This is a genomic window from Vibrio sp. QJM3NY_26 (genome assembly GCF_057786005.1).
On sequence record NZ_CM173516.1, the window covers coordinates 1,456,783 to 1,475,009 of the forward strand.

General features: G+C 42.8%; 19 protein-coding genes. 8 read left to right on the forward strand and 11 right to left on the reverse strand.

Annotated features, from left to right (window positions below; all coding sequences use genetic code 11):
- The first annotated feature begins 68 nt into the window (after positions 1 to 68).
- Positions 69 to 527, forward strand: a complete 459-nt coding sequence (locus tag AC3CH4_RS21745) for an Lrp/AsnC family transcriptional regulator (protein ID WP_017078313.1) — start codon at positions 69 to 71, stop codon at positions 525 to 527.
- 168 nt (positions 528 to 695) lie between these two features.
- On the opposite strand, the gene AC3CH4_RS21750 is transcribed toward AC3CH4_RS21745, so the two are convergent.
- Together AC3CH4_RS21750 and AC3CH4_RS21755 are read right to left on the reverse strand one after the other, a co-directional pair.
- Complete coding sequence (locus AC3CH4_RS21750; protein WP_017062621.1) at positions 696 to 938, reverse strand: hypothetical protein; 243 nt, start codon at positions 936 to 938, stop codon at positions 696 to 698.
- 269 nt (positions 939 to 1,207) lie between these two features.
- Entirely contained in the window at positions 1,208 to 1,783 is a 576-nt protein-coding gene (locus tag AC3CH4_RS21755; RefSeq protein ID WP_114635231.1) for a hypothetical protein, read from the reverse strand.
- Between the two features lie 96 nt (positions 1,784 to 1,879).
- Between AC3CH4_RS21755 and AC3CH4_RS21760 the strand changes: the two genes are divergently transcribed.
- The 5 genes from AC3CH4_RS21760 (at position 1,880) to phaC (ending at position 7,428) form a co-directional block, all read left to right on the forward strand.
- Complete coding sequence (locus AC3CH4_RS21760) at positions 1,880 to 2,557, forward strand: SH3 domain-containing protein (protein ID WP_488543805.1); 678 nt, start codon at positions 1,880 to 1,882, stop codon at positions 2,555 to 2,557.
- 531 nt (positions 2,558 to 3,088) lie between these two features.
- Positions 3,089 to 3,829 carry an SDR family oxidoreductase gene (locus AC3CH4_RS21765; protein ID WP_054545568.1) on the forward strand — a complete coding sequence of 247 codons (741 nt, stop codon included), beginning with the start codon at positions 3,089 to 3,091 and terminating at the stop codon, positions 3,827 to 3,829.
- A 26-nt stretch (positions 3,830 to 3,855) separates the two neighbouring features.
- Complete coding sequence (locus AC3CH4_RS21770) at positions 3,856 to 5,067, forward strand: acetyl-CoA C-acetyltransferase (protein ID WP_488543806.1); 1,212 nt, start codon at positions 3,856 to 3,858, stop codon at positions 5,065 to 5,067.
- 111 nt (positions 5,068 to 5,178) lie between these two features.
- A complete protein-coding gene (locus AC3CH4_RS21775; RefSeq protein WP_054545566.1) occupies positions 5,179 to 5,526 on the forward strand; it encodes a phasin family protein in 348 nt (115 codons plus the stop codon).
- Positions 5,527 to 5,601: 75 nt separating this feature from the next.
- The gene (phaC, locus tag AC3CH4_RS21780) at positions 5,602 to 7,428 is read left to right on the forward strand and encodes a class I poly(R)-hydroxyalkanoic acid synthase (RefSeq protein ID WP_488543807.1); all 1,827 of its coding nucleotides are present in this window, start codon (positions 5,602 to 5,604) and stop codon (positions 7,426 to 7,428) included.
- 144 nt (positions 7,429 to 7,572) lie between these two features.
- Here the strand turns inward: phaC and AC3CH4_RS21785 are convergent, their stop codons facing one another.
- The 6 genes from AC3CH4_RS21785 to napF all read right to left on the reverse strand — a co-directional run bounded on the left by AC3CH4_RS21785 (position 7,573) and on the right by napF (position 12,214).
- Positions 7,573 to 7,710, reverse strand: a complete 138-nt coding sequence (locus tag AC3CH4_RS21785; RefSeq protein ID WP_004731329.1) for a TIGR02808 family protein — start codon at positions 7,708 to 7,710, stop codon at positions 7,573 to 7,575.
- An 11-nt stretch (positions 7,711 to 7,721) separates the two neighbouring features.
- On the reverse strand, positions 7,722 to 8,303 hold the full coding sequence (locus AC3CH4_RS21790) for a NapC/NirT family cytochrome c (RefSeq protein WP_017105877.1): 582 nt from the start codon (positions 8,301 to 8,303) through the stop codon (positions 7,722 to 7,724).
- A 29-nt stretch (positions 8,304 to 8,332) separates the two neighbouring features.
- Positions 8,333 to 8,794, reverse strand: a complete 462-nt coding sequence (locus tag AC3CH4_RS21795; RefSeq protein ID WP_004731324.1) for a nitrate reductase cytochrome c-type subunit — start codon at positions 8,792 to 8,794, stop codon at positions 8,333 to 8,335.
- A 125-nt stretch (positions 8,795 to 8,919) separates the two neighbouring features.
- The gene (napA, locus tag AC3CH4_RS21800) at positions 8,920 to 11,409 is read right to left on the reverse strand and encodes a periplasmic nitrate reductase subunit alpha (protein ID WP_488543808.1); all 2,490 of its coding nucleotides are present in this window, start codon (positions 11,407 to 11,409) and stop codon (positions 8,920 to 8,922) included.
- Positions 11,406 to 11,711, reverse strand: a complete 306-nt coding sequence (locus AC3CH4_RS21805; RefSeq protein WP_004731320.1) for a chaperone NapD — start codon at positions 11,709 to 11,711, stop codon at positions 11,406 to 11,408. The genes napA and AC3CH4_RS21805 overlap by 4 nt, the downstream gene beginning before the upstream one ends.
- A gap of 23 nt (positions 11,712 to 11,734) precedes the next feature.
- Positions 11,735 to 12,214 carry a ferredoxin-type protein NapF gene (napF, locus tag AC3CH4_RS21810; RefSeq protein WP_488543809.1) on the reverse strand — a complete coding sequence of 160 codons (480 nt, stop codon included), beginning with the start codon at positions 12,212 to 12,214 and terminating at the stop codon, positions 11,735 to 11,737.
- A 253-nt stretch (positions 12,215 to 12,467) separates the two neighbouring features.
- On the opposite strand from napF, the gene narQ reads away from it, so the two are divergent.
- Both narQ and AC3CH4_RS21820 read left to right on the forward strand, forming a co-directional pair.
- Positions 12,468 to 14,198, forward strand: coding sequence for a nitrate/nitrite two-component system sensor histidine kinase NarQ (gene narQ, locus AC3CH4_RS21815; RefSeq protein ID WP_488543810.1), 1,731 nt, complete (start codon positions 12,468 to 12,470; stop codon positions 14,196 to 14,198).
- A complete protein-coding gene (locus AC3CH4_RS21820; RefSeq protein WP_004731316.1) occupies positions 14,185 to 14,817 on the forward strand; it encodes a response regulator in 633 nt (210 codons plus the stop codon). Before narQ ends, AC3CH4_RS21820 begins: the two co-directional genes overlap by 14 nt.
- Positions 14,818 to 15,051: 234 nt before the next feature.
- Here the strand turns inward: AC3CH4_RS21820 and dcuC are convergent, their stop codons facing one another.
- The 3 genes from dcuC to AC3CH4_RS21835 form a co-directional block, all read right to left on the reverse strand.
- Positions 15,052 to 16,419: an anaerobic C4-dicarboxylate transporter DcuC gene (dcuC, locus tag AC3CH4_RS21825; protein ID WP_016785306.1), complete on the reverse strand. Its 1,368-nt coding sequence runs from the start codon at positions 16,417 to 16,419 to the stop codon at positions 15,052 to 15,054.
- 461 nt (positions 16,420 to 16,880) lie between these two features.
- A complete protein-coding gene (locus tag AC3CH4_RS21830) occupies positions 16,881 to 17,387 on the reverse strand; it encodes a hypothetical protein (protein ID WP_065206213.1) in 507 nt (168 codons plus the stop codon).
- Entirely contained in the window at positions 17,380 to 18,099 is a 720-nt protein-coding gene (locus AC3CH4_RS21835; protein WP_488543811.1) for a winged helix-turn-helix domain-containing protein, read from the reverse strand. The genes AC3CH4_RS21830 and AC3CH4_RS21835 overlap by 8 nt, the downstream gene beginning before the upstream one ends.
- Positions 18,100 to 18,227 lie beyond the last annotated feature (128 nt).

The window sequence follows — 18,227 nt, forward strand, 5'->3', positions numbered from 1 at the left end:
CATGGTTGATGATTTCTGCTAATATTTTCCTAATTGTTAATGAATTTAACCAATGATCGGTATTTACTATGGATAGGATTGATAGACATCTTCTTGAGTTGCTTCAGAAAGACGGTAGGCTAACCACGGCTGAGCTAGCTGATGAGGTTGGCTTGTCGGCTTCACCGTGCGCAAGGCGCATCAAAAGACTGGAAGAGAAAGGAATCATTGACGGTTATCGCGTGAGCCTGTCGCGAGAACAGGTCGGCATCGCAATGAGTGTGTTTGTTGAGGTGAGCTTAAATAACCACCAAGAAGTGTCGATTGATAAATTTGAAAGTGCAATTGTCGAGATGGAAGAGGTCATCAGCTGCCACGTTGTATCCGGAGCTTATGACTACCTTTTAGAAGTTGTCAGCCCAAATCTTATGGCTTATGAAGCATTTACAAGAAAGCTACAGCGTCTCTCTAACGTAAAAGATATACATACTCACCTTGCGATTAGGCAGGTGAAAGGCAATGCGCCACTTCCGGTTTACACTGACTGAACAGTAGTAGGGGATACGCCTTTGGGTGAAATGAGCTGAAAACGAAATGACTTTCGTTGTTAAACTAGGGTGCCGCTGCTCTTAAAGACTGTTGTCAAATACCAGATGCGCAGCAATAAAAAACGGAGCGCCTCGTGAAAGGCACTCCGCATATGATAGGTGCAAAACTTAGTGATACTTAAAGTTAGAGATTGAACAATCCCCAGTTTGAGCGTTAATTCTGAATGAGAAAGCATGTGAATGATAATCCACACCGTCATTCCAAATCGTCTCTCCAAATATCTTACATAGCTCTAGCTCACTTACTGAACCGAACTCTTCCATGTGTTTAGCTACAGATAAAAGTTTACCTCTTATCTCCGCAGTCCATTCCGTGTTACTCAAGCAGTTGAAAGCCATAGTTTTTTGCATATTACCTAGCCAAAATGTTTCTTGTTATTAAGTTATATGAATAATCATGATAACAATTTCTTGGCGTTTGTAAATCTATTTTGTGATGAATATCTCATATGCTCGCTTGCATTGGTCGGAAATTGAACTTTATTGTTGATAGTTCGCACATTAGTTTTACAACTTATTGATAAAGCTTTGATTAACGACTTATCTGACTATTTTGGCTTGAGGGAAGCATATTTATCGGAAAAATCCAGTCGAGAAAGCGATGAAACCTAGTAATGTTTTCAGTTTGGGCCATCGTTTGTCGGTTGATTTGTGTGGCGTGCTTCGTCAATCATCGTGGCTTCTTTGCGGTATTTTGAAGACAGCTGACGGAACTTTTCACTGAGTGTATGGAGCTCTCGGGAGAGTGATTGTGAGCTTTGTACATGCACCAGCGCACTTTCTGTCTGTCGTGGTAGTTTTGCGTTGGTGCAATGTTTAGCCACGGCTTGCCAAGAATGCGTTAGAGATTCCGTCCCATCTAGCTCGGTAGACACAACGTATGCCTGTTTTAATAGAACCTCAGAGACATCGTAAGCGGTATTCATATGACTATTGAGCTGTAAATTAAACCTTTGTTCGTACTTTGCCCAAAGTTCAATGATCTGCTTTTTGGTGAAATGTTTGGATAACAGCGTTTGTGATTTATAGGTTGAGAGAACTTGGTTGAATTCTTTAGTGTATTGGTTGTACCGCCCTTCAAATGAGAGTTGGCGGTCCAACAGTACTTGCCAGTTTTCACGGTCACAATGGTTTGCTAGCGCGACATTAGCACTCAAAGGTACACTCACAATGATAACCTTCACCCAAAAACTCATGACTTTCCTCTACTTACTGCGTTCTCTATTGAGAGTATAGATGAGCAGCAGCATGAGTTGATGTACACTTAAAAGATACCTAAGACGGAAGAGCTGGTGGATTTGATGAAAAAAGCGCTGATCGCTTTACTTGTGTTGTTAATATTGGGCGGAGGAGGAGCAGCGTACTACTTCTTTGTTATGAAGAAAGACTCACCACCAGCAGACAAAACCGAAGAGTCCGTTGAAGAAGTTGCTCAGCCTGAAGCTGATTTAAAACCGATCATGGAACTTAAACCTGAGCCAGAACAGACAGAGTTTTACGTTCTGGATAGAAAGCTCGAAGTGGTAGAGCAGCCTGAAATTGATGGGTTGATAACAGATTACCTCTATAAAGGTGAAAAGGTCGAAGTGTTAGAGAAACAAGGCGAATGGTCTCGTATCTCAGATTACATCGTTCTAAAAGAAGGCGGGCCACAGACAGCCGAATGGGTTTCGATGTCTGGCCTATCTAATGATGAAGTGATTATTTCCGAGAAAGAAAGCATAGAGATATTGGATTCATATTTGGTTAAATCCGACGATCTTAAGATCCATAAAGAGAAGTTCCGCAATACGGTTGCCGAGCTGATCTCTGATGGCGAATGTGACCCAAGTGACTTCGAAGAATTGGGTGGTTGGGTGAAATCGGTAAAGTACAGTGACCGAGATGTCTATTTTATTTATTGCGGCGGACTATCGCTTGAAAATAAAATTTATTTAGATGTAAATACAAATGAAATATTTACGAAGTAGAATCCTGCGCTCTATTTATTAATAACATTTACTTAAGCCCATTCATAGATTGAGTGGGCTTTTTTTGTCTATTCATAATGTTCAGCTTTCCAATCCAGAACGTTAATTATATTGAGGTTTATATAGAATGATAAGGAACCATTTATTAATGGCTAATTAGAGTTTTGTTATTATTCTCATGATCAATCATTTCAAATCCCCACATTGCATTCTTCTTGAAACAAGCTGAGAGATATAGGTTTGTCTCGTATTAACAAAGACTTATCTGCTTGGTGATAAAAGTAAAACTAAATAAACCTTATTAAAATCAAAGTATTGTGTGGTTTTACATCCATGTAACATTTCATTGATTTTGGGACGAAAGTCTAGTTTTTAATCATGATATGAAAATGTTTTATATTTGTAATAATAATTTTTGATTTTGAGCTGTAGGGTTTAAATAAAAGAAAAACGTAAAGTTTAATTTTCGACTAAGACATTATCTTATTAACATCATTGTTATTTAATCGCTTGTAAGGGATGGAACCATTAATGAAAAAGCTTGCTTTAATTACAGGATCAAAAGGCGGTATCGGCTCAGCAATTTCTTCTAAATTAGTCGCGGATGGATATCGTGTTATCGCGACCTATTTTACTGGGAATTATCAGTGCGCACTGGATTGGTTTAATGAAAAGCAATTTACTGAAGATCAAGTGCGATTGTTTGAATTAGATGTCACCAACACCGCTGAATGTGCACAGAGCTTAAGCAAGTTGTTAGAAGAAGAAGGCACGGTGGATGTTTTGGTCAATAACGCAGGTATTACTCGTGACAGCGTCTTCAAAAAGATGGATGCCGAAGCTTGGAAAGATGTGATTGAGACTAACCTCAACAGCCTTTTCAATGTGACACAGCCTTTGTTTGCACCTATGTGCGAAAAGGGCAATTGCCGAGTCATCAATATTTCTTCAGTCAATGGCTTAAAAGGTCAGTTCGGACAAACTAACTACTCGGCGGCTAAAGCGGGAATGATTGGCTTTTCAAAAGCCTTGGCAGCAGAGGGGGCTAGAAGCGGCGTTACGGTAAACGTGGTTGCCCCTGGCTACACAGGCACACCTATGGTTGAGCAAATGAAGCCTGAAGTCCTTGATTCAATTAAAAACCAAATCCCAATGAAACGTTTAGCGACGCCTATAGAAATTGCAGACGCAGTGGGCTTTTTAGCAAGTGAATCTGGCGCGTACATTACAGGCGAAACACTGTCTGTGAATGGCGGCTTGTACATGCACTAATTGGCGAAACTGAAGGGAATGGAATAATGGAAAAAGTATTTATTGTTGCGGCTAAACGTACTCCTATTGGTGCATTCACCGGGTCGCTAAAAAACGTATCTGCGGGCGAGTTGGCTGGCGTTGCGATCAAAGGCGCGTTGGAGTCCGTAGATCTTTCGTTGGATGCGATTGATGAAGTGATCGTTGGTAATGTGATTTCGGCAGGTCAAGGTATGGGGATTGCTCGCCAGGCTTCCATTTATGCAGGGTTACCAGAGGAAACACCTGCATACGGTGTGAACATGATTTGCGGCAGCGGCATGAAGTCGGTGATGGATGCAGCGGCGCACATCAAAGCACAAGATGCTGAAGTCGTTATTGCAGCGGGTGTTGAGGTGATGTCTCAGATTCCTTTTATTGTGCCACCGAGTATTCGCAACGGACACAAGATGGGTGACATCTCGATGAAAGACTTGTTGGTGGGGGATGGGTTAACCGATGCGTTCAATCATTACCACATGGGTATGACGGCTGAAAACATTGCTAACGCTTTGAATATTTCGCGTCTCGCACAAGATAACTACGCGTTAGAAAGCCAACAGAAAGCAGTAGCTGCAATCGAAGCGGGTAAGTTCAACGAGCAAATCGTGCCTGTAGAAGTTAAGCAACGCAGACAAACCGTCACTTTTGATACCGATGAGTATCCGAAGTCAGACGCGACATTCGAAGCTCTACAAAAGCTTCGTCCAGCCTTCGACCGAGAAGGAACGGTCACCGCTGGTAATGCTTCGGGCATCAATGATGGCGCAAGTGCCATTATCTTAGCGTCTGAATCTGCGGTCTTGAAATACGGCCTGACTCCACTGGTAGAGCTGAGCAGCTACGCACAATCGGGTTTAGACCCAAAGATCATGGGATTGGGCCCAGTAGAAGCAGTATCTAAAGCGCTAGATAAAGCGGATTTAACTTTAGAAGAAGTCGAGTTGTTTGAGCTGAATGAAGCTTTCGCTGCACAGGCGTTAGGCGTGATGTACCAGTTGTCTGAACAACATGATCTGCCGCTTGAAGCGTTCAAATCTAAAGTTAATGTCAACGGTGGCGCTATCGCACTTGGTCACCCTCTAGGGGCATCAGGTAACCGAATTATTGTTTCACTCATCCACGAAATGATCGAGCAACATACCAATTATGGTGTTGCTTCGCTTTGTGTGGGCGGGGGAATGGGAACCGCTGTTTTGCTGAAAGGTATCGAGGGTTAGAACTCGATGTGCGATAGGCGAGCCAAATTGGTTCCTTAAACTATCTCTTTATAAAAATATGTCTTTATTAAGCTATTTCTTCACTAACTATGTATTCACCAGGAGTTACTTATGTACACGGATATCTTCAAAACAATCACAGACCAAACTGAAAAGCAGTTCGAACCGTACTTGAAATTCAATAAGTTGGTTGCAAAGAACGTTCAAACAATGACTGAACTTCAAATGAATGCGTTGCAGACTTATACCGATATGGGTCTTGCACAAATGAAAGCAGTCAGTGAAATCAAAGACGTAAATAGTCTTACAGCTTTTAACGGCCAGCAACTAACGGCACTCACTCAATTGTCTCAACAGATGATGACTGATAGCTCAAAAATGCAAGCTGCTGCAAAAGAGTTCAAAGAAGATGTTGAAACACTAACAACTGAAAACTTGAAAACAGTTACACCTGCATAAAATTAGTCGCCTTCAAGTTGGTACAGGTTGGCCTGTGCCGCTTGGTGGCGATTTTCCGATTATTGGAGCCATGTTATGTTTCAACACTTCTTTTCGGACTACCTTGTTAAGCTTCAACAAACGAACCTGCAATGGTGGGAAAATTTTGAACAAAACAAGGAAGCCGCGCAATCTCCCCTAAATAAAGCGATGCAAGAATTGAATTTTAATGATGCATCGAAAATTTTTGAGCAAGCCGCAAACCAACCAGCCGTTCTACTTCAGCTGCAATCCCAATGGTGGGAACAGCAACTGCAAATCTGGCAAAACGCTGCACTGATGGGTAACACCGAGAGCGTTATCGCTGAAGATCGTGGTGACAAGCGTTTTATCGATGATGCATGGAAGAACGACCCTTTCTATAGCTTCATCAAGCAATCTTACTTGCTGTTTAGTAAAAGCTATATCGATACCATCAACTCGATTGAAGGCATTGACGAGAAAACCAAAGAGCGTGTAGCGTTCTTTTCACGTCAGGCTATCAATGCCATGTCCCCAAGTAATTTTATCGCGACTAACCCGGAGCTGATGAAGCTGACTCTTGAGAGAAATGGCGAGAACCTTCTTGATGGGTTAGAGCAGTTGCAAGCGGACGTGGAAGCGAGTGCCGACATCCTTAAGATCCGTATGACCAACAATAATGCATTCCGATTGGGTGTGGATGTTGCGAATACAGAAGGTGATGTCGTCTTCCAAAATGATTTGTTTGAATTGATTCAGTATCACCCGAAGACCCCACAAGTCAATGCGACACCATTGTTGATCGTTCCGCCGTTTATCAATAAGTACTACATTCTCGACCTTCGAGAAAAGAACTCGATGGTGCGTTGGCTGCTTGAACAAGGGCATAGCGTATTTATGATGTCTTGGCGCAATCCGGGTGTGGCACAGAAAGACCAAGAATTCGGAGACTACGTCACGGAAGGTGTCGTTAAGGCGGTCACCGCTATTGAAGACATCACCAGCAAAGAGCAAATCAATGCCGCAGGTTATTGTATTGGCGGTACGGTACTCGCATCTACAGTGGCTTACTATGCGGCTAAGCGTATGAAGAAGCGCATAAAAACGGCGACCTTCTTTACCACGTTATTAGATTTCTCGCAGCCAGGTGAGGTTGGGGCGTACATCAATGAGACGATAATCGACGCTATTGAGAAACAGAACGACGCTAAAGGTTATATGGATGGTCGCTCGTTGAGCGTGACGTTCAGTTTGCTTCGAGAGAACAGCTTATACTGGAACTATTACATCGATAACTACCTCAAAGGCAGTAGCCCGATGGAGTTTGATCTTCTGTACTGGAACAGTGATAGCACTAACGTGGCGGCTAAATGCCATAACTTCTTGCTGCGAGAGCTTTATCTTGAAAACAAACTGGTTCAAGACAAAGGCGTAAAAGTAGGCGGTGTTTGGATTGATTTGAATAAGATCAAAATTCCAAGCTACTTTATCTCAGCCAAAGAAGACCATATTGCTTTGTGGCAAGGGACTTACCGTGGTGCATTGAACACTGGTGGAAACAAAACGTTTGTTCTGGGTGAGTCGGGTCATATTGCCGGCATTGTTAACCATCCAGAGAAAAAGAAATACGGCTACTGGTTGAACGATAACCTAGACGATTCCGCTGACGAATGGCTAAATAACGCAAGTCACAACGAAGGCTCATGGTGGACACACTGGGATCAATGGTTACAAGGCTTTGAAGCTGACGAGAAAATCGAACCTTTCAATCAAGGTTCCGAGCTTCACCCTGTAATTGGTAAAGCACCGGGTAACTATGTAAAACAGGTACTGCCGATTGTTGATAAGGAAGATGTCGATAAAGAGAGCGTCGATCCAGAAGCTTCGGAAAATCAAGCTTAACGTTTTGCCTCTTACTTAACAGTAGAAACACCTCAACAGTAGAAGTAAGAAATGCCAGACAATAAAAAAGCCACTGAATTCAGTGGCTTTCTAGTATCAACTCATCTCAAAAATAACTGGTAAAAGTTGACGCAATTTCGATTTCTAATCGATTTCTTTGTCTTTAGTCATAGATAAAAGCCAAAGAGATACGGCTGCAACACCTGCAAAGCCACCAAGAATGATAACTGGCATAGCACTGTAACCTAGGATGTGCCAAATTACGCTTTCTAAAGTACTCATTCAATCGCTCCTTATTGCCAGCCTTCAACGCCGTGCATGTCTGGTAGTTTATGTGCGATACCTTTGTGGCAATCTACACACGTTTTTTCACCAGAAGCTAGCGCAGTTGAGTGTTGTTTCGCACTACGAGGGCTCTGCTCTGAGAAGTCCATGTAATCGAACTGGTGACAGTTACGACACTCAAGTGAGTCATTGCCTTTCATACGTTTCCACTCGCGTTCAGCAAGGTGAGCACGACGTGCTTTGAACTTCTCTTCAGTATCGATGGTTTTTGCAATGAAGTGCGCGTACAACTCTTTAGATGCCTGAACCTTACGAACAATTTTATCTGTCCACTCGTGAGGTACGTGACAATCTGAACAGATAGCACGAACGCCTGAGCGGTTAGAGTAGTGAATTGTTTCTTGGATTTCAGCAACAATAGGAGCGTGACAACCAGAACAGAACTCTTCCGTGTTGGTTGCTTGCATACCTGTGTTGAATGCACCCCAGAATAAAAGACCACCTGCAAACCCCAAGAAAAGTACAACGCCTACCGCTGCCTTACTTGGTGTCGCGAGTCTTTTCCAAAACGCTTTAAGTAATTTTATCATATATAGCCTCTCTTACCGTCTGGCTACGATTAACGCAGTGAATCTACAGGTTTGAACTCGTTCTCAACTAGTGGCTTAGCATTAGCTTGAGGTACGTGACACTGTAGACAGAAATAACGACGAGGTGATACGTCTGCAAGTACCGCATCTTCACGGTTCATGTAGTGAGTTACACTCACTTTAGTCGCACCCATTTCTTTTGCGTTTTTCCAGCTGTGGCAAGAAAGACACTTGTTTGCGTTAAGAGAAACTTCATAGCTACGAATAGTATGAGGCACTAGAGGTGGTTGGTATACGTAGTCACTCTCGAGTACTTGGTCACGAGGGAACTTTTTGAAGTCATCTGCTGCGCGAGTAGCTTCAAGTTCACTTGCACCACGTAGAGATTCTACGCCACCAATGCCGCCTGGGTTATCCAGCTCAGCTTGAGCTTGAACTGCACCAGCTAGCAAAAGACCAGCTGATAGTAGGGCAGTAATCAGTTTTTTCATGGTTAATTTCTCCGCCTAAAGGCTAATTCTTTGAGTGGACTACTTCCTTCAAAAAGTGATGAAAAAAGTAGTCGCAATATTAAATACGTTAGATCTTGTATCTAGGTTCCAAAAGCAATTGGCGCTTAAGAAACCTTAGTGATCTTAACTGGACACTTCTTGTAATCCGTCTGCTTAGACAGAGGATCCGTTGCATCCAAGATCAACTTGTTGATCAGAATTCTTGCATCAAAGAATGGTACGAATACCAAGCCTTGTGGTGGACGGTTACGACCACGAGTTTCAACACGAACGCGTACTTCACCACGTTTGTTTTCGATAAGAACTTCATCACCACGGCGAAGGCCACGAGCTTTAGCGTCAGCAGGGTGGATGTAACAAAGTGCATCCGGTACTGCTTTGTAAAGTTCTGGTACACGACGAGTCATAGTACCTGTATGCCAGTGCTCAAGAACACGACCTGTACATAGCCACATATCGTATTCATCGTTTGGTACTTCTGGTGGCGCTTCGTATGGAGCGTTGATGATCAGCGCTTTACCATCTGGCTTACCGTAGAAGTCCCAATCAGAACCTTTCTTAGCGTATGGATCTGAACCTTCTTTAAAGCGCCATAGTGTTTCTTTACCGTCAACAACTGGCCAACGTAGACCACGAACTTGGTGGTAGCGATCGTATGGTGCTAAATCGTGACCGTGGCCGCGACCAAAGGCTGCGTATTCTTCGAATAGACCTTTTTGAACGTAGAAACCTTGAGCTTGTGCATCGTCGTTAAGCTCTTGAGCTTCAGACAGTGGGAATGCATCAACGTTGCCGTTTTTGTAAAGCACGTCGTACATGGTTTTACCACGGTACTCAGGCATTTTCGCAACAAGTTCTTCGCCCCAAACTTCTTCAATAGTGAAGCGCTTAGAGAACTCCATGATTTGCCATAGGTCAGACTTCGCGTTACCCACAGTTTTAACTTGTTGGTACCATGCTTGTGTACGACGTTCAGCGTTACCGTAAGCACCTTCTTTTTCGATCCACATTGCTGTTGGAAGGATAAGGTCAGCCGCTTGAGCTGTTGCCGTTGGGTATGGGTCAGAACATACAATGAAGTTGTCTGGGTTGCGGTAACCTGGCAGACGTTCAGTGTTGATGTTTGGACCAGCTTGCATGTTGTTGTTACACATTACCCAGTACGCATTGATCTTGCCGTCTTTAAGCATACGGTCTTGAACAACAGCGTGAGCACCCGGTTTAGCAGGGATAGTGCCTTCTGGAAGTTTCCAGATGTCTTCTGCGATCTTACGGTGTTTAGGGTTAGCAACCACCATATCTGCTGGTAGACGGTGAGAGAACGTACCAACTTCACGAGCTGTACCACACGCAGATGGTTGGCCAGTTAGTGAGAATGGGCTGTTACCTGGAGTAGAAATCTTACCTGTTAGAAGGTGGATGTTGTACACAAGGCTGTTCATCCAAACGCCACGAGTATGTTGGTTCATACCCATAGTCCAAAGTGACATTACTTTGATGTTTGGATCCGCGTATTGCTTCGCAAGTTTGATTAGATCGCCTTGAGAGACACCTGACATTTCAGACGCTTTCTCAACGGTGTATTCAGCAACAGAAGCTTTGTAGTTCTCGAAGCTGATATCAGTCATTTTGCCTGAGTTAGGGTTCGCAGCGGCTTGCTGTAGTGGATCGTCGTCACGAAGGCCATAACCGATGTCTGTCGTTGCTTGCTTGAAGTTCGTGTGTTTGTTCACGAAGTCCCAGTTAACGGCATCGTTTTGAATGATGTAGTTAGCAATGAAGTTAGCAATCGCTAGATCTGATTGAGGTTCGAAGATATAACCCGTGTCTGCAAGCTCAAAAGAACGGTGGTAGTAAGTAGACAGTACGTTTACTTTAACGTGTGGGTGGCTTAGACGACGGTCTGTAATACGAGTCCATAGTACTGGGTGCATTTCTGCCATGTTTGAACCCCACAGTACAAATGCGTCTGCGTGTTCAAAGTCATCGTAACAACCCATTGGCTCATCGATACCGAAGGTACGCATGAATGCACCTACCGCAGAAGCCATACAGTGACGAGCGTTTGGATCGATGTTGTTTGAACGGAAGCCCGCTTTCATCATCTTAACGGCTGCGTAGCCTTCCATTACAGTCCACTGGCCTGAACCGAACATACCAACGCCTGTTGGACCATTCTTCTTCAGAGCGGCTTTCCATTTCTCGGCCATTACGTCGAAAGCTTGGTCCCAAGATACTGGTGTAAAATCACCATCTTTGTGGAACTCACCGTCTTTCATACGAAGAAGAGGCTGTTCAAGACGGTCTTTACCGTACATGATTTTTGAAAGGAAGTAGCCTTTAATACAGTTAAGGCCTTTGTTTACAGGTGCTTCTGGGTCGCCTTGAGTCGCAACCACTTTACCGTTTTGAGTACCAACTAGTACCGAACAGCCCGTACCACAAAAACGACAAGGCGCTTTATCCCACGTGATTTTTGTTTGATCAGAGCTAGCAATCAGGTTGGTTGCTGTTGCTGGCAGAGTTACACCTGCAACGGCTGCCGCTGATGCAGCTGCGTTTGCTTTCACAAACGCGCGTCTTGTCATTTTCATACTTCACCCTCAAGTTGAGAATTGTTGCTTCCAGTTTCTAAATCCGTTTCGTCGAGCTCAGTTTCGATTTGGTGATAAACCAAAGCTGTGCCTAAAACGTTCGTAATATTATTAATTTCTTCGATGGTGTCCGTTACAAAACCTTGGTTTTCGGTTTCTAGGACTACTATGATTTTGCCTTCAGGGCTGCTGCCGTAAATCTCTGCGTTATCGAATTTCTCGATTTGTGCTTTGATCTCGTCTAGATGCTCTGGGCTCACATGCACGACTAAACTTGATATATGCACTTCATTTAGTGCCATAAATTGCTCTCGTTATTTTTGTTTTATGCATTACTCACAAGAATAGCTGAAGTAGGGCAAACTGCTACGCAGGCTCCACAACCGTTACACTCATCTAACTCGATTTTTGGTAGAGCAACACTGCCTGCTCTAAGTTGAAATTGAATGGCCATAGGTTCACACGTGTCACCACAGCTTCGGCATTCAACATTTTGTTGCGCTAAGCACTTATCAGAGATACTTGCTTTTGCTTGCCAAGGTGTTTCTTCCTTGGGTTTAAAAATTGGTTCAGGACAAACGTCAGCACATTGATAACAAAAAGTGCATTCGTCTTTTGAATAGTCGACAGTAGGAAAACCACCATCGCCTACAATGATTATCTTAGTCTCACAATTTTCGATACATTTACCGCAACGAGTGCAGTCATCTGTAAAGCTTTCTAGGCTGTTAATCCAAGGCAATCGAATCTGGCTTGAATCTACTTTTCGCCTAGAAAATAGGCGTCGTCTCGATAGGTCTACCACTAAATGCCTACTAATGTTGCTAAGATGTTGTAATTGTAGATCATTGTTTTGTTAATATCTTGTCATTTATCCTCACAAGTAGTGTAGTTTTAGAAATATTTGTATAAATACCCCTTAAGGGCTAAATAGGATCCTATATTGTCTTAGATCAATAAATTACGAAGCGTTTGGTCACATATTGAATGGAGCTCTGTTTTTTGATGTGTGACAATAGGTTTCGGATAGCCACTTATATACCTTCAGGATTTTGATTTTGCTTATTAAACCAGTTTCATCTGTAACGAGTACAATAGCTAAATCATTGCTGTCCATACTGCTCCTTTCGGTTGCCACTACTGGTTTTGCTATCTTCACATTGGCGTCAAGTCTCAACGACGCAGAGGCGGTTAACGTGGCTGGCTCAATGCGTATGCAAAGCTATCGTTTAGCGCATGATATTCAAATAGAATCAGCTGATTATGATTCTCATATTCGTGAATTCGAAAGTTCTCTTTATTCCCCTTCAATGGCCAACTTGGTCAGTTGGGAAGTTCCGACAGACATTACCGAAGATTACTATTTAATTATTGGTCGTTGGCACGAGCTTAAACAGGTATTAAGCAGCGAAGACCGAAAGCACTATCTCGTATTAGTTGAAAACTTCGTTGCTGAAATCGATGGCTTCGTTTTTAAGCTGCAAGAGTTCTCTGAAGATAAGCTGATAAAGTTGGCGTGGGCTGGTGGTATTGGCTTAGGGGGAATTCTCGTCATATCTCTTTTTGTTGTTCACTTTGTCCGTAAACAAGTTGTTAAGCCGTTACATGCACTCGTTGGCGCCAGTCAGCGAATCAAAAACAGTGACTTTGAAGTAGAGTTGAAGGTCACCAATAACAACGAACTGGGTATTTTGACCAAGACATTTAACTCAATGGCGAAAGACTTGGGTGCGCTCTATCGAAACCTTGAAGACGTTGTGGATGCTAAGACAATAGAGCTACAAAACGCTAACCAATCACTCCAGGCGTTGTATCACTCTTCACAAGAGCTGACCGTAACTCGTATCGCCCCAGAGAATTTCCGAGCAATCCTGCAACACCTCGTGAGCTTAGAAGGCATCGAATCGTTAAGGCTAGAGATTGTAGACAACTCAGGTCGTTCATTGATTATGGATGAAGGGTACGACTCGAAATTAGATTATGAAAAATTTGAAATGAAGCTGGATGACAATGAGCTTATCTTGGGCTATTTATATTGTTCGTATCATCATGGCCATTCAACCAAGACGCTGATTGAGAGTTTTATCCAACTCTTATCGCGAGCTATCTATTATAATCGCGCGCAAAAAAAAGCTGAGCAGCTTATTATTATGGAAGAGCGTGCAACAATTGCACGTGAACTGCATGATTCACTGGCTCAATCACTGTCGTATTTGAAAATTCAGGTGACATTGCTGAAGCGTGTGATAGGCAAACTGCCAGAGCAACAACACCGAGAGCAGTCGGAACAAATAGCGTCGGAGATCGGTAACGGTTTGGCTGATGCCTATACTCAGTTACGAGAGTTGCTCACAACCTTTAGGTTGACGATAAAAGAGGGCAACTTTGGAGATGCTTTGAGCACCATGCTTGAAGAACTCAGCGAAAGAACAGAAGCGAAGATTAACCTAACCAATAATCTTTCATCGATTGAGCTTGATGCACACAGTCAGGTTCACTTGCTTCAATTGATTCGTGAAGCAACAATAAACGCAATAAAACACGCCAATGCCGACTTGATAGATGTATGTTGTATCGATGAGGAAGGTGAAGTATTCGTCGTGATTAAAGATAATGGAGATGGCTTTGACCCAAGTAGTTCGAAGATGAACCACTACGGGATGAGCATTATGCAGGAGCGTGCGGCAAGACTGAATGGCGACTTAACGATTGAAGCGGCTCAAGGTGAAGGCTGTACAGTCATATTGAAATATAAAAGTTTGAAGGAAGTTAAAGTTGACGATTTGTAAAGTAATGCTGGTTGATGATCATCCATTGATGCGCAGAGGTATAAGCCAATTACTGAGCTTTGAAGATGAATTCGAAGTGATTGCAGAAGCAAGTAACGGTACTGAAGCGGTCGCTCTTGCCCATGAAGAAGAACCGGACTTGATCCTTTTGGATCTTAATATGAAAGGCATGTCTGGCCTTGACACGCTGAAGGCACTTCGTACTGATGGCTCAAGCGCTAACATCGTTATTCTAACGGTTTCTGACAGCCCTGCAGATATTGAAGCAATTGTAAAAGCGGGCGCTGATGGTTACTTGCTTAAAGACACTGAACCCGATGAACTCATCGAATTACTGAAACAAGCGCACCATGGCGATAAAGCCTACAGCAGTGTTGTATCTCGCTACTTAAATGATGCTGAGAGCCGCAACGACATCTTCGACCAACTGACTGAACGTGAAATGCAGATCCTTCAAGAAGTTGCAAAAGGCTACCGCAACAAGCAGATCGCAGACCATCTGTTCATTTCTGAATCGACAGTTAAGGTACATATGAAGAGTTTGCTGAAAAAGCTACAAGTTCCTTCACGTACTGCAGCAACGGTTCTGTACCTAGAACGCTATGGTGACATGAAGTAGGGCTTGTTCCTTTGAAATAAAACTATTTCAAGCCGTACTGTTGGTTGTAAATGTTAGGGGCAAATAACGCGAGGTTTTAACGACAGTTTCTCGTGATTACTTTTAATTTAGCATCTAAATAGCCTCTAATGATTTTGAACACGTGACATGAAAAAAGGCGCTGAACTTATTAAGTTCAGCGCCTTTTTGTTAGGGCATTTTATATCCAAATAATCATGTCTGTTTTACTGACAATTAAGCTGCCATTGGTACTAGAACAAGCGTACCGAAGATAACCGTGATAAGACCACAGATTACAGGGACAGAAGTACGTTTTACAACTTCAAATGGGCTGATCTTACCCATACCAGATGTCGCGACAATTACACCAGAGACTGGCGAGATGGTACGACCTAGGTTCGATGCTTGAAGCATTGGGATGATTAGGAACGCAGGGTTCAAGCCCATTTTCGCAGCAAGTGACGGAGCCAGTTCTACGAATGCATAGAACGGTGCGTTACCAGAACCTGTCGCGATAGCAGCAGCCACCGTTAGACCTGTTAGGATAAGCATTAACGCGATGCCGCCAGCGCCAGCTGATTCAGCAAGACCGATTAGGTTATCAATAGCACCGATAGACATTAGGCCTTGAGCAAATACGCCCGCCGCAACCAACAGCATTACCACGCCTTTGAATGCTTCTGCCATACCTTGGTAGCAAGAATCTAGGTCTTCTAATGTTTTCTCACCGTCGAACTTCTTCACAACGTAATCGATGATAGCACCCACGAAGATAGAGCCCACGACGATGGTGTAGATATCAAGTGAAAGGCCTGGAATCGTACGGCCGTTAAATAGGAATACACCGATGATAGGCAGGAATGGCAGTGCAGCGTAGAAAGCGGGTGCCGTTGTTTCAATGTCTGAAACGTCTACTTTTTCCATTGGTGTGTTTTCTTTCTTATCCAGATACTTGTTCCAGAAGAAAGCGGCCGCAGCCATCACGATGATTGCACAGATAGAAACAGGTAGTACCGTTTGAACGGCAAACACATCAAGAGACATGCCTGATTTTTCAGCTGCAATAACCACATCACCAGAGGTTGGTGAAAGAATGATTGCTGCAGGTGACGCACAAACTGCAACCGCTGCCGGGCGTGAAATACCCATTGCCGTCATCATTGGGAATAGGGTAGCCATCAATAGCACACCAAGGCCTGTTGCAGAACTTACTGCTAGAGACATTAGACACGCTACGATGTAAGCCGCAACAAGAAGAACGTATGGAGATTTGATCGCAGCAAGCGGTTTAGAGAATTGTTTCACTACCACGTTGTTTGCGCCGATGTGCGTCATGTAAGAAGCAAAGCCACAAAGAAGCATGATTTGCATGCCTAAGCCGCCTCCACGGTACTGAAGCATGTACTTAACAAATTCTAGTGAGTCGGTAACCATGTTACCTGTTGAAGCGACCTTAGCTGGTAAGACTGTGTGACCAATAAGGCCAGTAATAAGAAGTAGGGCAAGGCCAGCAGTTAGTAATACGCCTGCCGCTTTATAGCCTTTCACAATAAAGTAACCAACAGCGATAGTAATCACTAATCCGATCAAGAGCTCTAACATAGAAATCTCCACAAAGTTTAAAAAATATAAGAAAGTGTTTCAGAATATGACAATGAATGTACAGAAAACTGCACTGTGGCACGAGGCATAGTTGAGGTTGATATGATCTAAGACAAACATTTTTTTCGATGTTAATTGTGGTTGTAAATCGTGATTAACTACTGTTGTTTAGATGTTAATAAACAAATTTTGTAGCTCGTTAGAATATAACTTGGATCACTTTTGGTTGTTTTAGTTGCATATGGATGCGTTGTTTTATAAATCGTGAGTGTTTTTTGTAATTTGGAAGGAAATGTGTAACGAAGTGGGTATTTATCGGAGTAAAGAGGTGAGAATCTTCGCTTTGACGATTACTTAGCTTTGACGCTTACTTACGCTTAACGCCTACTTATTTCCCTAAGTAAGCGTTAAAACACAAGCTAGCACTAAAATATAATTAGGGTTAAAAATAGCGAGTGAGTTTAGTTCATATCAACGTCAGGAATGTCATTTGAATACGTTGACAGCTCAGAGCAGACTACCTTCTTACAAAAATGAATCATCCCATAACGCGTCACCAGTAAAAACTCTTCTCTATTCAATGGAATGTAAGGCATGGCGTCAGACGATAGTGTAGAACCTTCACTTATCATGACTTTTTCGTAAAACGACAACTCGCGATTCGGGATGATTTGCTGGTGTTGGTTCTCATCCAGTGAGATGTCGTGTTGAGTGACAGAGTAAGATCCTGATGACGTAAAACCGACTTGCTTGGTCGACACGTATAATAGGTCATAACTGTCATTCTTCTTAAATTCGATGTTAATAGAAGACTGGTTATGAATCATATTATTGGACGGGTTAATAATTGATGCTGTATTTGCTAAATAATGCCCTTCAAGGTGTGATTTAGGAATAAAAGTAGAAAGCCAGCCGGCTAATACGCCAAGCAGTACCACAAAAATTGCTTTATTCGTTTTGTTATTCACAAGTCACTCCTTTAAATCCTGCTGGAAAGCTCAGAGATTTTCCTGAATTATCGATGATGATTTTTCGTCCCTTATATTCATAAAGTGTGACGTTGAATAATTCACTAAAAGTGAATTCGTCGGATTCGATTTTACAAGAGATAAAATGCTGACCCACGAGATCTTCGCCTAGGCTATTTCTATCTAAATAAGAAAATAAATAATGGGATAAACCTGCAGTCACCACAAATAATGCAACCAGCGCTAGTACAGTGTTTGTTTTTTTCGCTGCGGCCGTTTTCTCGGTTGTTGAATTTTCTGTCGCTATGCTATCTGTCGCTGTGTTGTCTTCAGGTTGTTTCATTTCTTGTTTGGGTTGTGATTGAATTTTACTCAGCGCGCGTTCTTTGTCTTGTGTCACTTGTCCTGCAAATCGGTAGCCTTTACCTCGCTCAGTGACGATGATCATCCCGCTCTTATCTTCTAATGCTTTTCGGCAAATCGAGATGGTCTGCATTAGGCTGCCATCTTCAACGTAGATACCTTTAGACACCCACACTTGTTCAATCAGAACTTGGCGAGTGATCACCTCATTGGGTCTCGAGATAAAAAACTTAAGCAGCTCTGATTCATTAGAACCTATTGGGTAGGTACGGCCCGTCTTAAAGTGATGGATTTCACTCTCTTCTAAATTGACCTGTATATCATCATTGATAATAAATTCAGCAGACATCTGGGTTCTCATTGTTATAAGCGTTCTAACCTAAATATAACAAATCTTACAACAAACATAAACTTACTGATTTCATCGTCTTTGATATTTAAGTAACTGAATTTATGTTGATTATTAATCTAATTAGA